Source organism: Tunturiibacter lichenicola (genome assembly GCF_051013355.1).
Classification (GTDB): Bacteria; Acidobacteriota; Terriglobia; order Terriglobales; family Acidobacteriaceae; genus Edaphobacter; species Edaphobacter lichenicola_F.
Map to the genome: position 1 here is coordinate 179096 of NZ_CP132945.1, position 21224 is coordinate 200319.

General features: G+C 53.5%; 14 protein-coding genes and 1 pseudogene. 10 read left to right on the top strand and 5 right to left on the bottom strand.

The window, feature by feature from the left end; genetic code table 11:
* The first annotated feature begins 480 nt into the window (after window positions 1-480).
* The 9 genes from RBB82_RS23715 to RBB82_RS23755 all read left to right on the top strand — a co-directional run bounded on the left by RBB82_RS23715 (window position 481) and on the right by RBB82_RS23755 (window position 13626).
* Window positions 481-3771 carry a carboxypeptidase regulatory-like domain-containing protein gene (locus RBB82_RS23715; protein WP_433975581.1) on the top strand — a complete coding sequence of 1097 codons (3291 nt, stop codon included), beginning with the start codon at window positions 481-483 and terminating at the stop codon, window positions 3769-3771.
* A 226-nt stretch (window positions 3772-3997) separates the two neighbouring features.
* Window positions 3998-5548, top strand: a complete 1551-nt coding sequence (locus tag RBB82_RS23720; protein WP_433975582.1) for a sialate O-acetylesterase — start codon at window positions 3998-4000, stop codon at window positions 5546-5548.
* A 93-nt stretch (window positions 5549-5641) separates the two neighbouring features.
* A complete protein-coding gene (locus tag RBB82_RS23725; RefSeq protein ID WP_433976005.1) occupies window positions 5642-6652 on the top strand; it encodes a LacI family DNA-binding transcriptional regulator in 1011 nt (336 codons plus the stop codon).
* 56 nt (window positions 6653-6708) lie between these two features.
* Window positions 6709-7320 (top strand): PEP-CTERM sorting domain-containing protein, encoded by a 612-nt coding sequence (locus tag RBB82_RS23730; protein WP_433975583.1) that lies wholly within the window; start codon window positions 6709-6711, stop codon window positions 7318-7320.
* A gap of 1333 nt (window positions 7321-8653) precedes the next feature.
* A complete protein-coding gene (locus tag RBB82_RS23735; RefSeq protein WP_433975584.1) occupies window positions 8654-9496 on the top strand; it encodes an outer membrane beta-barrel protein in 843 nt (280 codons plus the stop codon).
* Window positions 9497-9828: 332 nt separating this feature from the next.
* A complete protein-coding gene (locus tag RBB82_RS23740; protein WP_433975585.1) occupies window positions 9829-10056 on the top strand; it encodes a type II toxin-antitoxin system HigB family toxin in 228 nt (75 codons plus the stop codon).
* Window positions 10031-10294 (top strand): helix-turn-helix domain-containing protein, encoded by a 264-nt coding sequence (locus tag RBB82_RS23745; protein ID WP_433975586.1) that lies wholly within the window; start codon window positions 10031-10033, stop codon window positions 10292-10294. Before RBB82_RS23740 ends, RBB82_RS23745 begins: the two co-directional genes overlap by 26 nt.
* Window positions 10294-10470: a hypothetical protein gene (locus tag RBB82_RS23750; RefSeq protein ID WP_433975587.1), complete on the top strand. Its 177-nt coding sequence runs from the start codon at window positions 10294-10296 to the stop codon at window positions 10468-10470. The genes RBB82_RS23745 and RBB82_RS23750 overlap by 1 nt, the downstream gene beginning before the upstream one ends.
* Before the next feature lie 2031 nt (window positions 10471-12501).
* Window positions 12502-13626, top strand: coding sequence for a hypothetical protein (locus RBB82_RS23755; RefSeq protein ID WP_433975588.1), 1125 nt, complete (start codon window positions 12502-12504; stop codon window positions 13624-13626).
* 167 nt (window positions 13627-13793) lie between these two features.
* Here RBB82_RS23755 and RBB82_RS23760 read toward each other — a convergent pair whose 3' ends face one another.
* From RBB82_RS23760 to RBB82_RS23780, 5 genes and pseudogenes are all read right to left on the bottom strand, one after another.
* The gene (locus RBB82_RS23760) at window positions 13794-13931 is read right to left on the bottom strand and encodes a hypothetical protein (protein WP_433975589.1); all 138 of its coding nucleotides are present in this window, start codon (window positions 13929-13931) and stop codon (window positions 13794-13796) included.
* A 713-nt stretch (window positions 13932-14644) separates the two neighbouring features.
* Window positions 14645-16723 (bottom strand): M13 family metallopeptidase, encoded by a 2079-nt coding sequence (locus RBB82_RS23765; RefSeq protein WP_433975590.1) that lies wholly within the window; start codon window positions 16721-16723, stop codon window positions 14645-14647.
* Window positions 16724-16772: 49 nt separating this feature from the next.
* Complete coding sequence (locus RBB82_RS23770; protein WP_433976006.1) at window positions 16773-17177, bottom strand: hypothetical protein; 405 nt, start codon at window positions 17175-17177, stop codon at window positions 16773-16775.
* 141 nt (window positions 17178-17318) lie between these two features.
* Window positions 17319-17540: pseudogene (locus RBB82_RS23775) on the bottom strand (hypothetical protein); the annotation flags it as partial.
* A gap of 507 nt (window positions 17541-18047) precedes the next feature.
* Window positions 18048-18326, bottom strand: coding sequence for a hypothetical protein (locus RBB82_RS23780; protein WP_433975591.1), 279 nt, complete (start codon window positions 18324-18326; stop codon window positions 18048-18050).
* A gap of 481 nt (window positions 18327-18807) precedes the next feature.
* On the opposite strand from RBB82_RS23780, the gene RBB82_RS23785 reads away from it, so the two are divergent.
* Window positions 18808-21222, top strand: a complete 2415-nt coding sequence (locus tag RBB82_RS23785) for a hypothetical protein (RefSeq protein ID WP_433975592.1) — start codon at window positions 18808-18810, stop codon at window positions 21220-21222.
* The last annotated feature ends 2 nt before the right edge of the window (window positions 21223-21224 follow it).

The following is a 21224-nucleotide window of genomic DNA, read 5'->3' on the forward strand; positions in this document are numbered from 1 at the left end:
CGGACGGCTTCCATCAATTGCTCGTAGTCGCACTTACCGCATGCGAATCTAAAGGGCTTTAGTTGACAACGCTTGTTTTGCATATCTATATTGTCATCGATGACATGGTATCGATATCACAAGTATTGAATGCAAAATCAGAGAAACGAGAGATTCATGATCACTCATCGATATAGCCCTCGACTCCAGTTCCCGATTGCTCAAGTCGTAGCCCACATGTCGTGTCGAGATCGGTTGGAGCAGATTTTGACGAGCTATCGTCTTCGATTTAACGAACGTACGAAGACTTGATAATCGCGTATTTTCAATGGTGCATCTTCTGATCCAAATACCGGATGGCGCGCGATTGCCACCATTCTTTTCGGCTTAGCTGAACGCTTCGGGTGGATCATTTGTATTCTTTAGCCTACTTAGAAAACGAAATCACAACTGAAGATACCAGCAAATTTGCATGGCATCTTGAGATATTGGGGCCCGGAAATGATAACGATACCATCAAGGAACTTTTTCGCACTTTTCAGCTTCATCGCCATTCTGCTTCTTCTAAAACCTAGCCTAGCCACGGCACAGAACATCACCGCTGACGTTCTCGGTACGGTCATGGACAATACTGGTGCCATCGTCCCAAATGCGGAAGTCGCGATCGAAAATTTGGGGACACACGAAACGCGAAAGACACTTACTAACTCTACGGGTGAATATACCTTCACTCTGCTGCCGATTGGTACCTACACGCTACGAGTTTCGGCATCGGGCTTTTCCATCTTTAGCGAGTCGCCCATACCGGTCTCGGCAGGAGATCGCAGACGCATCGATGCAAAATTGCAGCTAGGCTCTTTGAATGAACGCATCGTCGTAACAGACGCACCACCCGCGCTCCAGACCGATGATTCAACAATTGGCACTACCATCGGCGAGCACGCTGTTCAGAATCTGCCGACAAACGGTCGCAACTTTATCAACCTCGCACAGCTCGTACCGGGTGCCAATTCGGGTACAGCTAACTCCATCGCCAGCGGCTCGCGCCCTGACGATCGGCGCGAAACCTCTGCAGTCTCCGTGAACGGCCAGAGCACGATGGTCAACACGGAGCAGATCGACGGACTCGACAACAATGAGCGCATCATCGGAACCATTGGCATCCGGCCATCGATAGACGCGATTCAAGAGTTCCGCGTCGAGACGAACCAGTACACCGCCGAGGTGGGTCGCACGGCCGCCGCAGTCGTCAATATTCTGACAAAGTCGGGCACAAATAGTTTCCACGGCTCGGTGTACGAATTCCTGCGTAACGACAAGCTTGATGCGCGCGATTACTTTGCCACCACAGGTTCTAAGCCGGAGTTTCGTCAGAACCAGTTTGGTGGCTCCATCGGTGGCCCGATCATCCGCGACAAGAGCTTCTTTTTCGCTGACTTTGAAGGGCTGCGCCGTGTGCAGGGCACTACCAGTACTGTGACTGTTCCCACACTCTTTGAAGAACAAAATCCGGGAAACTTTTCCGATGCAGGTGGCCCGGTCTTGACGCCAGACCAGCTTGATCCTATTGCGCTCAACTACTACAAACTCTACCCGGCGCCGAGTAAAGCAGGTTTCTCAAACAACTTTGTAAGCTCTCCCAACAACACCCAAAACGCGGAACTCGCCGATGCGCGCTTCGACGAACACTTCAATCAGAACAATCTCTTTTTCGCTCGCTACTCCATAAACAGAACCAACACTAACACCCCAGGACCCTTTCCTGCTGTCAATGGCATCCAACCGGGCGGCAATGTGTACGGCGAAGACGGAACCTCGAACCAGCAGGAACAGAACGTCGCCCTCAACTATGTGCACGTCTTTACACCGTCTGTTCTTCTCGAATTGAAGGCGGGTTACACCCGTATCAACAACGCATCGTTGCCGCTGAACTTTGGCAACTCCGTTTCTTCCCAGTTCGGATTGACCGGGGCAAACTACGCCGATCCGACGTCTCATTTCCTGACGCCATTTGTGCCGAGCGGATATGGATCAGTGGGCGATGGCGAGTATCTGCCGCTGCAGGATCTTGATAACACCTTCCAATACAACGGTTCGCTCTCGGTCAACAAAGGCAACCACAGCATGAAAATGGGCGCTACACTGATCCGCCGCCAGGCGACCAACATTCAGAGCGCATTTGCTGCAGGTGCTTTCACCTTCAACGATAACTTTGCGGCGAACCAGGTTAGCGCGGGGCTATTAGGTGCATGCAACAATCAACAGGCGGATACCTGCACCCTCATCTCGATGCTTGAAGGAACAGCCTTTTCGGCTCAACGAAGCAACCAACTCTTTCCCATCTCCTATCGCACGTGGGAGCCGAGCGTTTACTTTCAGGACAACTGGCATGCTCTGCCATGGCTGACACTCAACCTGGGCGTTCGTTACGATGTCTTCACGCCCTATACAGAAAAGCACAATAGGCTCTCCAACCTTGATCCAGTGACAGGAACGCTGATTCTGGCGGGCGTAAACGGTGTGAACGACGCAGCAGGTGTTGAAACCGACTACAACAACCTAGCTCCTCGTTTCGGTTTTGCGGCTACGCTGCCTCATAAGGCCGTCCTGCGCGGTGGTTTCGGAATGAGCTTCTTTCCAGACAACTATGGCACCTCGGGCGATCGGCAGAATCAGCCCTTCGTCTATAACTTTCAGCCAGCTCCCGAGTACAACATCTCGCAGGGCCTGCCGGTGCCGATCCTCGACAACGGACAAATCACAAACCCGCAGGGCGCCATCGCAAATGCCATGGACCCGAACTTCCGCAATGCCTACATGTACCAGACCAGTCTGACATACGAACAGCAGATCGGTTCGAATGTGCTCACCATAACGTACGTCAGCGATATCGGACGCCATCTGGCGCAGTTCATTCCAAACATCGACGTGCCGCTACCGTCAGCGCAGGCGTATCAGGATAACTGTGCTCCGGCGGCTAGCGCTGCCTGCCTCACGCTGCCGACACTCCAGGCAGTCCGCCCCTTCAACAACACGTTACCTAACATCACCAGCATCACGCAGACCTACAGCCACGGCGTCTCATATTACAATGCCGCCGAGGTCGCCTTTCAGCGCCGCATTAACCGAGGTCTTACCTTCAATGTGAACTACACCCTCGCCCATATGCTGGACAATGCCGCTGATCTGAACCAGGACAATCAGGCTGGTTATGGCCTGATTCCCACGCAGATCTCCACCTACGACTACGGCAACAGCGACGCAGATATACGCAACCGTCTCGCTGGCTCATTCAACTACGAGCTACCCTTCGGCAAGAGCCTGACTGGCTATAAGAAGGTGATTGCAGGCGGATGGAGCACAAACGGTATTCTCGTCTGGCAATCGGGTCTGCCCTTCACCGTGCAAAACAATGTGCCGCAGATTAATACTGGTGCGGGGGATGACCGGCCCAATCTGGTAGGTAATCCAACACTGAGTCACCCTACCAACACGCAGTACTTCAACGTCGCGGCCTTCCAGCCACAGGCGTTCGGGACTGCCGGTAGCGCGCCGCGCAATCCGTTACATGGACCACACTACCGCCACTTCGATTTCTCTGCATTCAAGCAGTTTCCCGTGCGTGAAAATCTCCATCTCGAGTTCCGAACAGAGATCTTCAATCTAACGAACACAGCTAGTTTTTCCGTCCCTAACTCCGCTCTCGGTACGAACGGCGTAGGTTCGATCAGTGGCGACGCACCGTACTACACCCCTCGAGAGATACAGTTCGCCCTCAAGCTGCTGTTCTAAAGAACGGGTTACGCTCGGCACTGCAACTCTGCACCCTTGTCAGCGAGCAAGGGTGCAGAGTTGCGATCCTTCAATCCCTGATAAGGTTACTTGCGAAATCCCGTGACACATCAACCATCATTAGTGGCGCACGCACAGCACCAATGCGCGTCCGCTGTCACTCCCGTTCAATAGAAAGAGTGCCGGTTCAAGCGAAATGCCAGACAGAAAGAGAGGATTCATTCCTATGGGCAAGTACTTTCGATCCTCCATCTTCGCGTGGATGTTCTTCGCAGTCGGTGGCGCTTGCCAAGTCTCCGCAGAAGTTCGTCTGCCTCGAATCATCAGCGAACACGCCGTGCTGCAGCGGCAGGTTCCAATTCACATCTGGGGCTGGGCAGCTCCTGAAGAGCGCGTTAGCGTAACCCTTCATGCGCAATCGCAATCTGCCGATGCAAATATCTATGGCGAGTGGAGCATGTGGCTTCAGCCAGAGGCGGCCGGCGGCCCCTACACCCTTACAGTCAATGGCACAGCGCCAAGCGATCATCCGCTCAGCTTCTCCGATATCCTCATAGGAGACGTGTGGCTTGCGTCTGGTCAATCGAATATGGAGATGCCGCTGCGTGGCTTTCCTGGCTCCGCTGTCGTCAAAAACGCCGACACCGAGATAGCATCCGCGAATCAGCCGCAGATCCGGCTACTGCGGGTCGAGCACAAGGTCTCTGACACACCAGTCAACGACATCAGCAGCCACTGGACGCTTTGCACGCCGCAGACCGCAGCGGACTTTTCCGCAGTCGCCTATTTCTTCGGACGAGAGATCAACCGCAAGGAGCACGTCCCCATTGGACTCATAGATTCCACATGGGGCGGTACGCCGATCGAGTCCTGGATGAGCCTCGATGCCTTTGGCAGCGACGCCTCGTTCATGCCCGTCTTTGCGACACGCGCCCGCTTTGCCAACGAACAAGCCCGTCTGGCGCAAGTTGAAGCTGCCGAAAAACGAGAGGACGAAGCTGCTTTACAGGCACATCAACCGAAACCAAAACACCCTTGGCATCCCTTTGAAGGCTCGTGGTTGCCAGCGGCTCTCTATAACGGCATGATCGCACCACTGACGCCCTACTCCCTCAAAGGATTCCTTTGGTATCAAGGTGAGACTAACAGCGCTCCCGAGCGGGCGCCACTCTATGCTAGGCTGTTTCCGGCAATGATCGCCGACTGGCGCGAGCAATGGCAGCAGAGCAATCTACCTTTTCTCTACGTTCAAATCTCTAGTTTTCATTCGGATGGGGAGATCTGGGGCGTGATCCGCGATGCCCAGCGACGCACGCTTGCCGTTGCCAATACAGCCATGGCCGTCTCGCTCGACGTAGGCGATCCTGCCAATGTGCATCCACCGGATAAGCAGACAGTAGGGGCGCGTCTAGCACTGGCTGCGAACGGAATGGTCTACCACGACGCCTCCACCTACGCGGGCCCGCTCTTCCGCCAAGCCACAACGGAGCCCGCAGGCATGCGAGTTTGGTTCGATGACGCCTCAGGCGGACTTCACATCGGTGGCCCGTCACCGGAGGGTACGGCTCCATCGAACAACTCCCAGTCAGCCTTCGAACTTGCGGGAGACGACCACAAATTCTTTCCCGCTCATGCCACGGTGGAAGGCGAGACAGTACTTGTCACCAGTCCCGCAGTGCGCAGTCCACGTTATGTCCGCTACGCCTGGAAGAATGAATCGAGCGGCGGTTTGTACAATCAGTCCGACCTGCCGGCCGCTACCTTTACCTCGGAGTAAGACGCACTGCATTTTCTTACCTACGTCCTGTCGCACAGGCGATATGCTTAGTCTGCTCTGAGGACGGTGCATTTGAAGCCACATAAAGTAAGGATGCGAGACGTCGCAAAGTTGGCAGGAGTGGGAACCATGACGGTCTCCCGCGTTCTCAACAGCAGCGCGCCGGTCACTGAAGAAACCCGGAATCGCGTACATCAGGCGGTCAGGCAGTTGAACTACACGCCCGATCCCGTTGCCCGCTCGCTTCGGCAGGCGAGGTCGCGTTCCATCGGCATCATCGTCCCCAACTTTTATGATCCCTTTTTCGCCACTTGTGCCCACGCCATCGGCCTGGTAGCGAAGAAGCACCAATACTCCGTCAGCGTCACCACTTCGGACGAGGACGCTGGAGCCGAATTTACGGAAGCCAATCTTATGGTGCTCAATCACGTCGATGGATTGGCTGTGATTCCTGCGGCTCTCGGCAAGTCGCGCTTTGATCGCCCAGAGTTTCATTCGACGCATATCGTCACACTCGACCGGCCCATTCACGGCCATCGCTTCAACAGCGTATTGGTAGAAAATCGAGAGGGGGCGAATGTAGCAGTAAAGCACCTTATATGGCACGGGCACACAAGGATCTGTTATCTAGGTCTCTCCGAGAAGCTCTATACACTCAACGAACGGTATGAGGGTTATAAGAAGGCGATGCAGCAAGCCGGCCTTAGCCCTGATCAACACCTCACCTGCAGCACCGAAGAAGAGACATGCGCTCTCATCGAACAGGCACTTTCCGATCGTCGACCCCCTACCGCGGTTTTTATAGGCAATAATCTGGTGATGCGAAATGCGTTGCATGCATTTTCCAAGCTGAACATCACAATTCCGAAAGATGTAGCTGTTGTCGGCTTCGACGATTTTGAGATGGCCGACATTTTCAATCCATCGATCACGGTCGTCCGACAACCTACCCTGGAGCTAGGCCGCGTCGCCGCGGAGCTATTATTTTCTAGGCTGGAAAATAAGAACGTATCCCTCGTCGGGCAACAGATCGTTCTTGCGTGCGAGTTTGTCGTTCGTCAGTCGTGCGGTTGTAACCCTCACAAACCTTTATTTGCCCGTTGACATGCAATCTAGCTGAGATCATCATTGGTTCCCAACGCAGCATCCAATGGAGCTATATGATCAGAGCGTTCCTTAGACCATTCGCCTTGGCAATTTGCTTCACCACATTACTCGCTGGTGTTCCCGCCTCCGCGGATACTTACACGATTTACAATCTCACAACCGATAGCTATTTACCCGTGGGCATCGACGACTTCGGCAACGTTTTAATTGATACAACCAGCAACTGTAGCGTTCCTAGCGGCAGCGGGCATTGCTTCGAACTATTCAGTCAGGGGAAACTGTTATCAAGGTCAGATACGCTTCCAACTTCGTTTGTCGCCGACAACGGAACACCATGTCCCTTTTCTCAGCCTTCAGGGTTTGCAGTAACTAAATCTAGATGTAATCAAGGCTATCAAATCGTGGGACTTCTCGGCCCCACTCGCGAAGTACTTGAGTTTTATCCTGGCTCCAGCCCCTCGGGAGATCTGGTCTCTGGCAATGATGTAGACATTTTGTTTGTTAACGATGTTGGTGATTCTCTCATTGTTGACGGAAGTGATGGAGCAATTTTTGAGACGTTCGTCAATACGCCCGAGCCATCCACACTTGTATTATTCATTACGGGTGCCCTCGGTATGGTGAGCATAGGTGCTCAAAGGTCGGGCAGGGTGCGAAAACAATAGAACTTCGGTATGCTGCTGGCGAGCGGAGTGCCGCCACGCGATGTTGCTGGGAACTTAGGAACCTCCGTCCCGACCCTTTACAGATGGATTCCATCCTCAATCCATTCTTAGCGTGCTCTATTGTCCGTTTTCTGACCGAACGACTTTAAAACGCACTCATGAAACCCGAAACACGCGGCATCATCGTGGATAGGATGTCATTGGGACAATTCGTAAGCCTCGAAAAGAAGTGAGCGTATCGAAGAGGATATGAGTTATCAAATGAGGCTCCAGCGACGGTCTTTCCTAGTGGTCCGAGCGTGGACAACTATGGATATCGTTTGTCGTCATACGCAAGTGCCAAAAACCTTGTCGCGACTCGGAGCTGCGGTTACCAAATAGAAAGTGGATTTGCGCATAAGCTGAAGTTTGCGTCCGTGTTTTGGTGGCTTACCTAAGCACATCTGTTACATCGAATCCACGATCTTTCAACAGTGCACTCATGGGTTAGACGTGTAATTTCAGCGTCATCAACCAGCAGAATCTTGATTGAGGCCATCGCATCTTCACTAATAGGCGCTCTAAGAACGCCTCGGTCGAACTGCGGGCCAGTATATGCTAATGTGAGTTAGCCGACGCAAGGAATTATTTTAATTCATTAAAGCCCGGCATAACCGCTCAAACAGGTCGCAGGTATATTGTCTACAAATAATAGGTCTCAAGTGCTGAATAGCTGGATTAACGCTATTTACCTACTCATAAGCGAAAGTAACCACAACTAAGTTATTTCTCTTACCGATAAGTGCAACATATGTAAGTAGTGTGCTAGTCTCCCCTCACGTATTTGACTTCAGATGGCTCTTGGTTACCGGAGTGGAATCGAGGTTTATCGAGCGCAGTAATTACGCTTCGCAGTGACAATTATCCGCGTTATTGTCCATGCTGGCACTTGCAGCTTTACCTATGCAATACGGCAATAATCCTCTCCACAGAAAAGCGTCTTCTTCATGCAAAAGATTTGAGCAGATTTTTCCGAAGACTAACACTTTGTCTGGCTCAAGCGGACAGCATCGCTCGCTGGCCTAAAATTTAAGCGAGTGAATCTTCAGGATATTAGGGAGGTTACGTCCACCCCGTTGTAAACGAATACATTGCCTAGGCCCGATTCCCCGATCTACGAGACAACGGGGATTTTCTACAGGAAGACGATGAATTCGGCTTGGCGTTTCACAAAGCTGGCACAAACCCGGCAGAGACAAGAAAGCGGTCTTTGCCCAAAGGACTAGGGATCATGCACTATTCCTACAATCCTCATTTTTTGCTGCTCACAGTCTGATAGTCGGAGATTTATCAAATGGCACAACACCAGAGCGTCACAGCCGAATACATTGCTGAGTTGAATACCCGCTTCCAAACAAAAGCTAAACGAGTTGAAGAGCCTGGACTGGATTGGCCGAAAGTTCAGAAACGAATGGTTACCGGAACCTATCCATATAAGACTGCTTTGGATCGGATGGAGCAAGGTTGGACTCATGATGAAATCGAGACAGAGCTAAGGGAAAGAACCGGGTTTGAAGCTGGCCACCCTCTTCCGCTGCCCAGGGTTATACCGCCTCAGAACAGCTTAGGCATAACCAATTCTTTAGGAGGGTCCCTGTTGAAGCGGCATGCTTTCATCTGTTGCGTCGCCTGCGTCCTCAGTCTGGCAACTTGGTCGCACGCTCAAGCAGTCCCAACAGCCTCCAGTACAAGTGAGATACAGATCGGTGCCGCTGGAACATTCATCAACTCTGACTATGGTAAAAATCAGAAGGGCTTCTCGGTATACGGCGACTACGATTTTTTCCATAACGTCGGGATCGAAGGTGATATACATTTTGCGCTTATCACTCCGGACGACATCAGCGAAAATTCCTACCTCCTAGGACCGCGCTACAGCTGGCACTACAAGCGTTTCCATCCGTATGCCAAGGCACTTTTTGGTATCGGCCGCTTCGGATTACAGCAAGGCTATCATCCGTCTGCTTCTACCTCTACTTTCGGGCAGTTTGCTCTTGGTGGCGGACTGGACTTCCAAGCATCGCGTCATATCAACGTTCGTGCATTCGATGTCGAGTTTCAGAGGTGGCCCAATTTTCCGCCAAATGGACTTTCCCCGATTGTCTACAACTTCGGCGTCGCTTATGTCTTGCGCTAATCGGTGACATCTGCGGAGACTTTCACTGGATTGTATGTTGTGAACGATGGGAAAATGGATTTCTTCATCCCTTGCGTGAAAAAACGGGGAACCAATATTCCTATGATCTGGTGCAAACTGTAGCGCTTACGTTGGATTCTGCTCCGGTGCCACTTACCGCTAAGGTTCTTCAGTACTACAACATCGACGATGATCTTCGCAGTAGTGTACGTTCAGTTCGATCAGGTGCCCTCCTCATTCGTATCGATGGCTATACATGATCCGACTGCAGAGCTACGCCCTTTCGCCCTGTGCAGAGGGTGCTCACTTCTCTGGGGGAGCGGGAGATAGAGGTGGGAAGGAGAGGGTACTTCCGCTTTCGGTCGGCCAGCATCGTCTCCGCTGAACGGGTTGTCTTCAATATCAAGGGCAATGATTATCGGTTGGTGGTGGCGATCAACTATCACTACCGGGTATTGCCCATCATTTGGCTGAGTGCCCATGCCCAGTACGACAAGATCGATGTGGCGAAAGTGACCTATGAAAAGGAGCGATATGCAGATCCAGCCGATTCGAAATGAGGACGACCACGCGGCGGCGGTAGCCCGTATCGCTGCACTCATGGGCGCCGAGCCGGATACTCAGGCGGGCGAGGAGTTCGATATCCTTGCGACGTTGGTCGAAGCGTATGAATCGAAGCATCACGTGATCGATGCGCCCGATCCGATTGCGGCCATCGAATGCCGGATGGAGCAGCAAGGGATGACGAGAGCAGGCCTTGAGCCGATCATTGGCAGCCGGGCTCGTGTCTCGGAGTGATGACACGGAAGCGTTCACTCACCGTCGCGATGATCCGTCGGGTACGATCCGAACTCGGCATCTCCGCCGATCTTCGGATCAGCACCTCGAAGAGCAGGGCGGTGGCGAACTCTCGCCGAGGCAAGGCGAAGGCAAATCCAAAGCCTTCAGGGATGAAGAAGCGGGCTATCGCTTAGCCCAAAATTCCTGTTGGTGCAAAGCGATAACGTCGCTGCTGAGGAGTGCAGGTGACAGGGCGAGCTAAACCGGACGACTTCGTCCTATCGCACCCTACCTCAGGGGCGATAGAAGAAAATCTTGGGTTACTGGACGATTCCCTCTGTCTGAGCCATGCGACGAATTCGGACGTAAGCGCCTGACCTGCTGGCGAAGGCAGGGAAGAGGACGAGGGCGGGTTTCATTGCCGGCGTCGTGTCCCCGTTGGGGGTTTCCAAGAAGGAGGGATGCAGGGCAGGGAACTGGCCCCGCCGCTCGCCTTTGAGTGGGCGAGTCCTGGCATCTACTAACTAGTTAAGCGAGATGAGAGGGGCGCTTTTTGACACCGTTGCTCGAATTTTTCGCCAAAAGAAGGGCTGTAAATACAGACCCGGCTCAGACGGTTGGATCTTGCATGTGTGGCGCACCTGCTGTGACTGCGGGTTAGTAGGGGCTGACGAATCCGCATCCAGGGCATTGCTCTTCTTAGAAACTCCCGGTGTGCAACGTCAAGCGAAAGCCTCTCTTGAGCAGGTCGAAGAGGAAGAAGCAAGTGGAGCATCCACGCTTGATCCCTCCGCGTCCTTCTCTCTCCGAGTTGTAGCGTGGATGCCGTTCACACTTCGCCTTCACCACTCGGCGACCTTGAGCCAAACGAGTCTCTTCCCACCTCTCTGGCGACTGAGTGATAGGACCTCTTGCGTTTGAGGAAGAACTGCAAAACCTTATCATCACAACTTCCACGTCCATGAGCAGTCTGACGGAGCCCCCAAGGTGCCCTATGACTGATGCTTTAGAGATCGTAGATAGATTGGTTGTGCTTCTCAAGATGATGGTGCATGATTCCGTCTCCGCAACCGTGATTCCTGACAACGTCGGAGCGTATACGATTAGATTCTCCGTACCTCAAGATGAAATTGAGAGAGTGTCCGGGATAGAGGAGGACCATGCGATCTCTCAGAGTGGTTGCTAATGCGATGGGTGAAAAGTCTGAGTCACGTTTCAATCTAGATACGAGCTGGCGATAGCCGGACCTCAACTGTGAGGGTTTTTCAAAAGTAACCAGTGTGGCCACGGACCCCGGTTAACGGAGGACTTACAGCTCTGCGCGTGACCACCTGAGTTTAATTACGTACTTGAAGTACTATTTGACTCACCGATATTTATGAATTAAAAAATAATACAAGAAAATTAATTAGCTATTGACAAAGTCGACTTATTTCCCCGTTCGCACACTCTTCTTAAGAAGAGGTAGTGCAATACCAAGAAAAGTTGAAGATGAGGCCACGCCTCCTGCCAGCGTGCGGTCCCGATGAAGCTACGCGGGAAAAGCGGTCAGGGGGAAAACCCGAAGGTGTATGTACCCTTGCGCCCGTTATAAGGGGCGGCTTTGCTTCTGTCTCCGGGTTTGTATCTGCGTTCACAGAGAGAGCGTCCGTCTAGAGTGCCGTTACTAAAGCAGGTGTGTTTGTGAAGGGTCTTACATTCGTCGCAAAACCACGGCTCGCCACTGAAACCGCCTCGATTGCCGCACCTGAAACGTGTGCTTTATTACCTTCATAAATTTTCCGAAGAAAGTAAAGGCCGGGCAAAAAAACCGGCCTTGCTCTGCTGGTTATGCGTCTAGAGCATTGACAGTAAGCAGCACAGTCCGAACGCTCGTTCCTGCGCTGGCGAAGGTATTGGCGTCCAGGATGGTGGCATGGCCGAGGATGTGATCACGGGCTGTCCATGCTGACCGGAATGACCTTTGGTCCGGACGGAGCACTTTATATTTCGAACTGGGGTGCGGTAGATGCGCCGGTCCGGCAGATACTCCGGTTCAATGTACGGTGAGGACGCTTCAGAGTGCGAGCGCTAAATTATGGTGAAAATGTTCTGTTGAAGGCAACTCAATTTATGAGACGGGAAGAAGACAGTACTTCGACAAACAAGCGACAAATGTTGTGATGCGAAGGGATAGTGTGGCTTTCCAGCGGGCTGAAGTCGGCTCGTCAAGGAGAACCACCGTTATGAAAAAGCAGAGCAGTATGATGTCGAATCCGCTGGATCGCCGCTCGTTTATGAGGGGCGGGCTGGTGGCAGGGGGCGCAGCAGTAGTGGGCGCCGGATTATTGAGCAGCAGCAGAGAGGCTGTGGCGCAGGACTATAACAATGGACGTGGTCTCAGCAGAGGAGATGCAGCGATTCTTCGGTTTCTGGCCGCCGCGGAGCTGATCGAATCGGATCTTTGGACGCAGTATGCGGAGTTGGGCGGCCTAACGCCAGGCCAGAAGCCCGTAGAGGACACCCCAAACTTCACACCGATGAATACCTATCAGGGGTCATTGATGGCGCTTGATAGTGATGGTCCGCAGTACATTACCAGCAACACTCTGGATGAGGTCAGTCACGCAGACTTTTTGAATGCGTATCTTGTATCGAAGGGAGCGGATCCGGTTAATCTCGATCAGTTCCGTACGCTTCAGGGAAGTAAGGCGACAGGCGCGAAGAACATCGGCCGGCTTACGAACCTGATGCACCTGAACGTCGACACGAGCTGGTTTACGCGCTATCGGAGCACGACGAACCCTGATGCCGGTGCGACGTTTCCGCAGGCTGTTACGATCACCAACCGCAGTGCGATTCCTGTGACGAATGCCGACTTCAACAATCCGAATCATATTCAGGTGATCGCCAATATTGCGGCGTTTCACTTTGGTTCGATCGAAGCCGGCGGTTCGAGCCTCTACGCGAGCATGTCGCAGAAGGTCTCGAGCGCAGAGGTGCTGGAGATCACGCTGGGCATTGGCGGCGATGAGATTGCGCACTTTCTGGAGTGGGTCGACTTCGCGGGCAATGGATGCCAACCGACGGTTGCTCCTGTGACGGACAATGGGCTGACGTTTCCTAACTTGTTCGCGAATCCAGGCACTCCCGAATTTCAGCCGAACCTGATCTTCCCGGTGCCTGCCGAGTTCATCAGCCCGAACCTTCCCAAGTGCGCGACCATTCGACCTTTGACCGACAAGTTTGCCGGACCAAGGGCTGCGGTTGCTGCTTTGACTGGTTCTGGGCTGTTTACCGGGCAGAGCAATGGGTTCTTCGCTACGCTCGAGATTCTTGCCGATCAAGCTGAGGCTGCAAGTCGTTTCTAATCTTCAGCTGATTTTTTGAGTGCTCAAACCAACGGAGCTCTGAGGCTTCTGAAGTAATTCTCTTCACAGAGCTTGGAGCTCCTTTTTTCCGAAAGCGGCAGCGGCTTTGCCAAGTGCGTCAGTTTGAATTCGCTAGCCAATCACGGTTGCATCGTGTCAATTTCATCTCAAGCCTCGTTGCACTTATCGCAGTCCTCACCATGCTCGACGAGGGCCATGTAGTGGGCTTTGATGTCGTTCAGGCGGTCTAAGGATTCCTCAGTGCCTAAAGCGACTAACTCCTTCAGAGGTGCCTTTGCCAGCATGATGCCCTCTGCACATGTTAGAGAGTCGTCAGTGTTCCATAGAGCTAGTAGTTTGTTGTGGTCCATCAGCGTGTGCCATGCTTTGAAGAGAAGAAACGCACTACCCTGGTTAGGAGTCCACACTGTTGTTGGGTTCTGGGGCTCTGGCCATGATAGGCAAACCCTCCTCTGCCGCTGCCTTATATATCTTGAGGATGGGCGAACTCTGGTTTTGTTCATACAGTAGTTAGACTTTGTCCTCAGATGACTTCGCGGGTACTCGGCAGCCTGAGGAGAGGCTAATCACGGTGATAGAGATTGTGACCTGTATCGGAGTAGTGGCTACAGTAGTAGGAGTGTTTAGAACGCCCACTATTACTGTCAATAACTATCTGAACAATGAGCCGCCGTCGGGTTAAAAGAAAGCTACGGAAGTGAGCTGGTAAACTCCCGCAATGCACGATCTAACTGAACTCAGTCGATACACAGGATTGTTCACGGCGGGTTGTCTGCTCTCACTAGTGTTCTGCGTCTACGCCTTGGCCAAGATAGGAGACACCCTCGTACCTCACCCGAAAATCGACCAGGTATCCAGTTTGATTCTTTGCCGGCGTGAAGTCGCCACCAGTGTCAATGTTTGGGTTTACCCTCTCTATGGCCAGTCGCCTAACCGCGGCTATGCAGACGCAGAGGTCCAGGCCGCAGCCTGGACCTCTTTACAACCTCTGAGCTGTCTACCAGACGCGGCATGCGTTCACAGGCATCATCGGCTGGCCCGCTTTACAGCCAAAGGCCTTGCCGAACTCATCGAAGTTCTGCACGGTTCCCTTCGCTCTCCACTCGCCTGAACTGTGCGGGTCCGTCTTCACCATAACACGGGCGCTCTGCTCTGTCTGATTCTGGCACCACAGTTGACCGAATGAGATAAAGAAGCGCTGTTGCGGCGTATATCCATCGCGCTTCCCATCGACATATACAGGTTCAGCTGCCGCTCCCTGACTGGCGAGCACCTCCTCGAGCGCCTGAAACGCGATCCGAATGCCGCCATTATCCGCGGTGTTTTCCCCCAACGTCAGTTTGCCGTTCAGGTTCTGCCCCTCCGCCACCTGGAAGCCGTCATACTCTTTCACCTCGCAGTCTGTTCGCTCGGTAAACTTCGCTCGGTCTTCCGCCGTGAACCACGGCCGCAGGTTCCCTTTCGCATCGAACTTCGATCCCTGGTCGTCGAACCCGTGCGTCATCTCATGCCCGATGACCGCGCCGATTCCGCCAAAGTTCACTGCCGGGTCTTTGCTGTTATCGAAGAACGGAGGCTGAAGAATCCCGGCAGGAAAGTTTATGTCGTTCTGTGACTGGCTGTAATAAGCATTCACTGTCGGCGGAGTCATGCCCCATTCTTTCTCATCCACCGGCTTTCCCAGCTTGTCGAAGGTATGCGCACGCTCAAAGTCCGAACTCCGCTCCAGGTCCCCCAGATAGTCATCGCGCTTTACCGTCAACGCGCTGTAGTCGCGCCAGTTCTCCGGGTAGCCGATCTTGTTTCGGATTGCGTCCAGCTTCTCTTTGGCCTGCACCTTCGTCTCATCGCTCATCCACGGCAGGCTCTGGATGTCCTGCCCCAGCGCCCGCTCCAGTGCTGCCACCAGCTTCTCCATATTCGCCTTCGCGTTGGGTGGGAAGTTCTGCTTCACCCAGTCCTGCCCCACAGCTTCGCCCATCGCCATATCGGTCGATCGCGTGCATCGCTTCCACCGCGGGGTCTGCTCCTTCTGTCCCTGCAGCGTGGCCGAGAAGAAGTTGAAGTTCTCGTCCACAAACGGCTTCGACAAAGCCGGAGCGGCTGTTCGCAGCGCGTGCCACCGCAGATAGCTCCTGATCGCATCCAGGCTCGAAGAGTCGATCTCCGCATTCATCGCCTTGTAGTAGTCCGGCGTAGCCACATTCAGTGTGCTGAATTCGCCAATCCCGACCCCTGCCAGATAGGCCCTCCAGTCATACTCCGGAGAGAGAGCCTGCAACTCGGCCTTTGTCATGATGTGATATCGCTTCGCCGGATCTCTGAGTTCGACCCGATCGGTCGATCCCTTTGCCAGCGCCGTCTCAATCGTCATCACGCTGTGCGCTTCCGCCCCGGCCTTCTCCCGTGAATCTCCAAGCAGCACAAACATCTTCGTGACGTGATCCACATACTGGCCGCGCAGCTCCTCGCTCCGGGCATCATCGGCCAGATAGTACGAACGATCAGGCAGGGATAATCCGCCCTGCATCACGGTAGCAATCTGCTGGCTCGAATCTTTCTGGTCCTGTTGCACGCTCAATCCGTAGAACACTCCTACGGCATACTTCTTCTGCAACTCCGCCACCAGAGCTCCAAGCTGCTTCTTGTCCTTCAGGCCGTCAATCGCGGCCATCACTGGCTGCACCGGCTTTGCACCAAACCGGTCCGCGAGGTCCACATTCATGCATGCCGCAAAGTAGTCTCCATACTTCTTCTGCAGCGGCGTCTTCGGGCTTTCGGCCGCGGCCTTCAGTTCCGAATACAACAGCCAGGTGTTTCGTTCCGCGAGCTCATTGAACCGTCCCCAACGGACCTGGTCAGCGGGAACCGGATTCTTCGCCACCCAGTTGCCGCAGGCGTATTTGTAAAAGTCCGTGCATGGGTCCGCCGTCTTATCGATGGCGGAGAGGTCGAAGATGATCGGCTGCTTCGGCTCCAATGTCGGCCCAGGCGCCATATCCGATCTGACGATCGACTGCCCCAGACATACGCCCAAAGACAGCACAAAACAACTAGCAAGTAGCTTCAGATTCATGATTCTCCATGGAAAAACCTGTAATTGGAAAGCGTAGATTTTCGGAAATTCAGAACAACCCTACTCCAGCTCCGGCGAAACGCAAATATCCCGCTGTACTTTCTGAAGACGAAATGCAGCCGGCTAAAGTCTCCCTTCTGCCCTGAAGCAGAAAGCGGGTTGTCGCCCTCAACCTCGAGAGCTGAGCGGGGTACGCTATAGCTCTCGTTGTAGCATCATCTGTTTTAAGGAACGCACCAGCCTGTTTCTTCAACAAAAACTTATGAGGCGTAACGAAGTGGTAGTCCTTTCCTGACACTTCACCGTGGCGGGGAACACGGGTTGTGACCGTGATGCCTTTTGCGAGTTGCGGAACGCGATCAACGATGGATTGGGTCAAAGACGTTTTACCTGATCCGAAGGACGAACTATCAAGAATACAGTTCGAGACAAGAGAGTCCTCCTTCCGACTTATCGGTTAGTACTGACCGCGGAAATAGTAATGGCCACCCTTGGGTGGCCGCTCGGTCAGTTATAGATGAAAATTCCGAGATATAGGGTGGTCATCGGGCTATCGGGGCGGTACGCGGCAATCTCTACGCGCCTGGCGCCATTTTTAGAGACTATATTGCGGATGGGCTTGACGGCGCGAGGTGGATGCGTCGCAGTCATCAGTCTGGCAGCGGGGCTGGGCATAACCCCAATCGAGACCGAACCTAGCCAGATATTTGCGTAGACGATCCGCGTCATTCGGAGATGACTTGCGGCTTCTTGAGTTGTGAAAGAGAAGGCGTCCAGCTTCTGAGAGGCTGCGACACCGCGTGCAGGTTGCCACTAACTGGTGGCGTCCACTCCTGAATACTCAGTACAAGTAACCGCCCAATCTGCATCGCCTCACGATTCCCCGCAGGCCGATCTGCGTTGCCTGCTCGAGGCTGCCGGATGTCTAGCTCCTGAAGGTTCCGCTGAGACGCTAACGTGAATGGCGGCCCTCTCACGGAGCCGCCCAAACGTTGTATTGAGTTGCTGCAGCTAGCCCTGTAGCGTCTGACGCATGAAACTTATTGCGATCTTCCTGTTTCTATCTATCGCCGCATACGGCGCTTGCCCCTCTTCAGTTGCCTATCCCTACGACGGTGACTCGATGCACAACAGCTGGAACTGCAAAGGTTTTGGTGCTTCCCGCATCTGCGAGTTCGAGTATTCCAAATTCGTAACAGAGAACGGGCAATTCCATCACGTCAAACACAACACCTGGGTCACCTGCCCACAATAAAAGCGGTAAACACGGACCTCAGCGTCAGTTCGAATCCCACCTATCAACAGCACTAGCAGAGTGGCCTAATCACTTAGTTGATATTGAGCCTATGTATAGTCCAGCAGCAAGCGCTTCTGTCTCGGGATGATTTGAAGAACGAGAAGAAGAAAGGAGAGTGATACTTGCCGGAACAAATTGAAGGTAAGTCTCGACCAAAGGCTTGTCCTTAGCAAGACTCTTGATTGTCTGATGTTCATTGGCAATGAGTCGATCAATGAAATTGTCATTTCGATCAGTTGGAGCGGAGGCCGACGGTACTGCAGTCGCACCAAATAATAGGACGAGTGAAGCTACAGCATTACGCATGGTGCTCCTGCCTAGTGGCCAAAACGATAAAAAGTCCAGTTCCGTAAGTGTGTGATAAACAGACGAATTGGAACCATACGGAAGGTTCTCACTTCCGAACTCAATCGCTCTTACTCCCCATGACTGGCTAATCTCGATATCCAGACCAAGTGATCCGGTAAGCGTGATCGAAGATACTGGCGCCCGATATAGGTACTGAGTGTCCTGGGATTGAGTCTGACCCACTCCCGCGGTTACCGACCAACTCGCGCAGGGAAGCCAACTCATCTTCCTTCCATGGTCTCCACGACAGCAACGAAATGCCAAGGACCTGAGCACGATTGGAGAGAATGTACCTCGGCCAGCTCCAGCACAGATCTCAGTTCTTTGAAACCGTGGTAGTTATACCGCAGCTCTTCAGGCCGCGCCGTTAGATCCGAATGCATGCCGATTCAAGGGTGTTCGGACAGTGCAACAATCACGCAGTCTCAAGGAGAGCTTTATGTATAAAGCAATCGTCAGAGCGATGGTTTTCGGAAGCCTTTTATTCGCTGCATTCCGTTCCGCGACCGCGCAGAGCCCGTCGGGCTTCAGCTTCACTCCTCCCGCTGCCAACCAATGTCAGTCCCAGTGGGATAAGTTTTATGAGAATGAGCCCGGCGTCTATGCATTCTGGGCGCTGTGTGAACCGGGTGGAAGCCCTGCGGCGTATAAAGCGTTCGACTATGTGGGGCCTTACGATCTTCCTGGTAACGAATACGCCAGATACGCGAAAGGCGTTTCGGGCGGAGCCACAGGTCCGGTGAGTGACGGAGAGACAGGTGCCTCTGTGGCCGATCAAGGCTCGGCCCTGGTCAATCAGGGTATCGTCATGAACACGAGGTCGGGATCACTCGCGACCTGGGTCAACGCCGGTGCATCGGGAACGACGGCATTGCCGACAGGATATACGACGACCGTAATGACTATCCAGAATATCGATGGTTTGCACCTGTCGAAAGTTAAACTTGGCGCCATCCGGGCCGGCAGCAGCATCTGTTACAACGGAACATTCGCAAATTCAACGGGCACGTCTTACACGATTCAGACAAGCAGTTGTTACTCGGGAAGTGCCTGGCATCGCGTCGTATTTACCTGGAATGCCGGGACCCTGGCGCTCTTCGTCGATGGGGCAGCCGCGACGGTGACTGGCTCAAGCACTTACACCGGTTCGCTGGACTCGTTTGATTTTTTCTACATCCTTTTCGATGAATGCTGCAGCTCGTTTCCGATTCCGATGAGCATGGCAAAGTCGCTCATCGCGAACGCTGCATGGACGTCGACCGAGGTAGGCACCGACTACTCTCCCGGTGCGTTTGCGACGATCCCAACAGGCGGTGTTTATGTTGACTGGACCACATTGGGGAAGATTCACAAAGACGTCCTCGGCTATGCGGACAATGGTGAGGACATCTCGACGAGCGCAAAGATCAACACTCTAAAGACGAGTCTCACAAAGATGGGAGCTACGTCTTTGCGTTACGCCAATGGTTACGCCGGCATCGGGGCTGATCAAGAGAAATGGCAATCAAGCGCCACAAACCCCATGAATTATTGCGATTATTCATCGCAGGGCGTGGGCACCCCTAAGACAGGAGTCAACATTGCCAATGCGAACAACATCGACAACTACCTTCCGAATGTTGCCCAACCGCTCAACCTGGATATTGGTTTCACCGTGAACTACGGCTCAAATCCCCCAACATGTAATGGAGGAGGCGATCCGACGGCCAACGGCTCGGCGCTTGTCACTTATACAAATGTGACGCACAAGTACAATATCAAGTACTGGGAAATAGGGAATGAACAATTCTCTGGCGGGTCAGAGCTGGATCTTCATACGCCTAATCCAAATACCGGTTCCAGCTATGTGGCGAATGAGCCTGCGTTCTACACCGGGATGAAGGCGGCGGCTGCAGCGAATCCAGATTCCCCTATCCAGATTGCCATACCTGCGGCAATTTCCATGGCTGACACCGCCTGGGCCGAGAAGTTTACCCTTCCGGCTATGGCTGGAGCCCAATACGACGCTGTCGTTTACCACAACTATCCCATCCATGATCCCACTACCGATGGCGACACGCTCTATCCCGATTATGTTTCGTCCAACCTGACTCGTACACTTGGCCAGTTGAAGACGATGCAAACGGCGATGCTCAATTTCGGCAAATCTGCCGGCGCCATTTGGGTAACCGAGTGGGACGGCGATCCATCTGGCGCGAAATGGTCGAGGCAGACGCTGGGTGCGGCCGAGCCTATCTTCGTCGTCTCCCAACTCGCACAATATATGATGGCGGGCGTTCCGTATGCCACGTGGCTTGGGGTAACACCGCCCGGCCTCTGTACCAAGGACTTCTACGATACCGGCGGCGAGACCGCCTATAACTGGTGGGATGGCTGTGGCAGTCCGTCGCTGATCTACACCGATGAGGTTGGCCAAGGGTTTTCCGGGGACACTGTCAACGTAGGTTTCAACCTCGGTGATCTGATGCCGGCGGCGAGAGGCTTCCAGTTGCTCTCCGAGAGCGGGTTCGTTAGAGAGAACGAAAGGATGCTGCGCACGCAGCCCGACGCGGTCAATGCTCCCTGGCTGCTGACTTATGCGGCGACTCACGGTGTCAACTACGCTGTCATTCTTATCAACCGTGATTCGAACAACAGCCGTAACGTCCCCGTGTACTTGAAGAACCGCACCTCGGGGCATGTGGATGTCTACAGCTATAACCGCGGAACGCAATATGATCCAACGCAACCTACGGGACCGTCGGGACTCGGCAACTGGGAGGTCGATCCAACCGTCACCACTAATGTTGCGTGGAGCGGAATGTACACACCGACGTTGGCTCCGTGGAGTGTCACGGTACTGATGTTCCACTAAGC

Coding starts and splice junctions, on each gene's coding strand:
- RBB82_RS23720 (WP_433975582.1), top strand. CDS start 3,998: ATGGGCAAGTACTTTCGATCCTCCATCTTCGCGTGGATGTTCTTCGCA.
- RBB82_RS23755 (WP_433975588.1), top strand. CDS start 12,502: ATGAAAAAGCAGAGCAGTATGATGTCGAATCCGCTGGATCGCCGCTCG.
- RBB82_RS23780 (WP_433975591.1), bottom strand. CDS start 18,326: ATGCGTAATGCTGTAGCTTCACTCGTCCTATTATTTGGTGCGACTGCA.
- RBB82_RS23760 (WP_433975589.1), bottom strand. CDS start 13,931: ATGCTGGCAAAGGCACCTCTGAAGGAGTTAGTCGCTTTAGGCACTGAG.
- RBB82_RS23725 (WP_433976005.1), top strand. CDS start 5,642: ATGCGAGACGTCGCAAAGTTGGCAGGAGTGGGAACCATGACGGTCTCC.
- RBB82_RS23745 (WP_433975586.1), top strand. CDS start 10,031: ATGCAGATCCAGCCGATTCGAAATGAGGACGACCACGCGGCGGCGGTA.
- RBB82_RS23750 (WP_433975587.1), top strand. CDS start 10,294: ATGACACGGAAGCGTTCACTCACCGTCGCGATGATCCGTCGGGTACGA.
- RBB82_RS23735 (WP_433975584.1), top strand. CDS start 8,654: ATGGCACAACACCAGAGCGTCACAGCCGAATACATTGCTGAGTTGAAT.
- RBB82_RS23730 (WP_433975583.1), top strand. CDS start 6,709: ATGATCAGAGCGTTCCTTAGACCATTCGCCTTGGCAATTTGCTTCACC.
- RBB82_RS23765 (WP_433975590.1), bottom strand. CDS start 16,723: ATGAATCTGAAGCTACTTGCTAGTTGTTTTGTGCTGTCTTTGGGCGTA.
- RBB82_RS23715 (WP_433975581.1), top strand. CDS start 481: ATGATAACGATACCATCAAGGAACTTTTTCGCACTTTTCAGCTTCATC.
- RBB82_RS23785 (WP_433975592.1), top strand. CDS start 18,808: ATGTATAAAGCAATCGTCAGAGCGATGGTTTTCGGAAGCCTTTTATTC.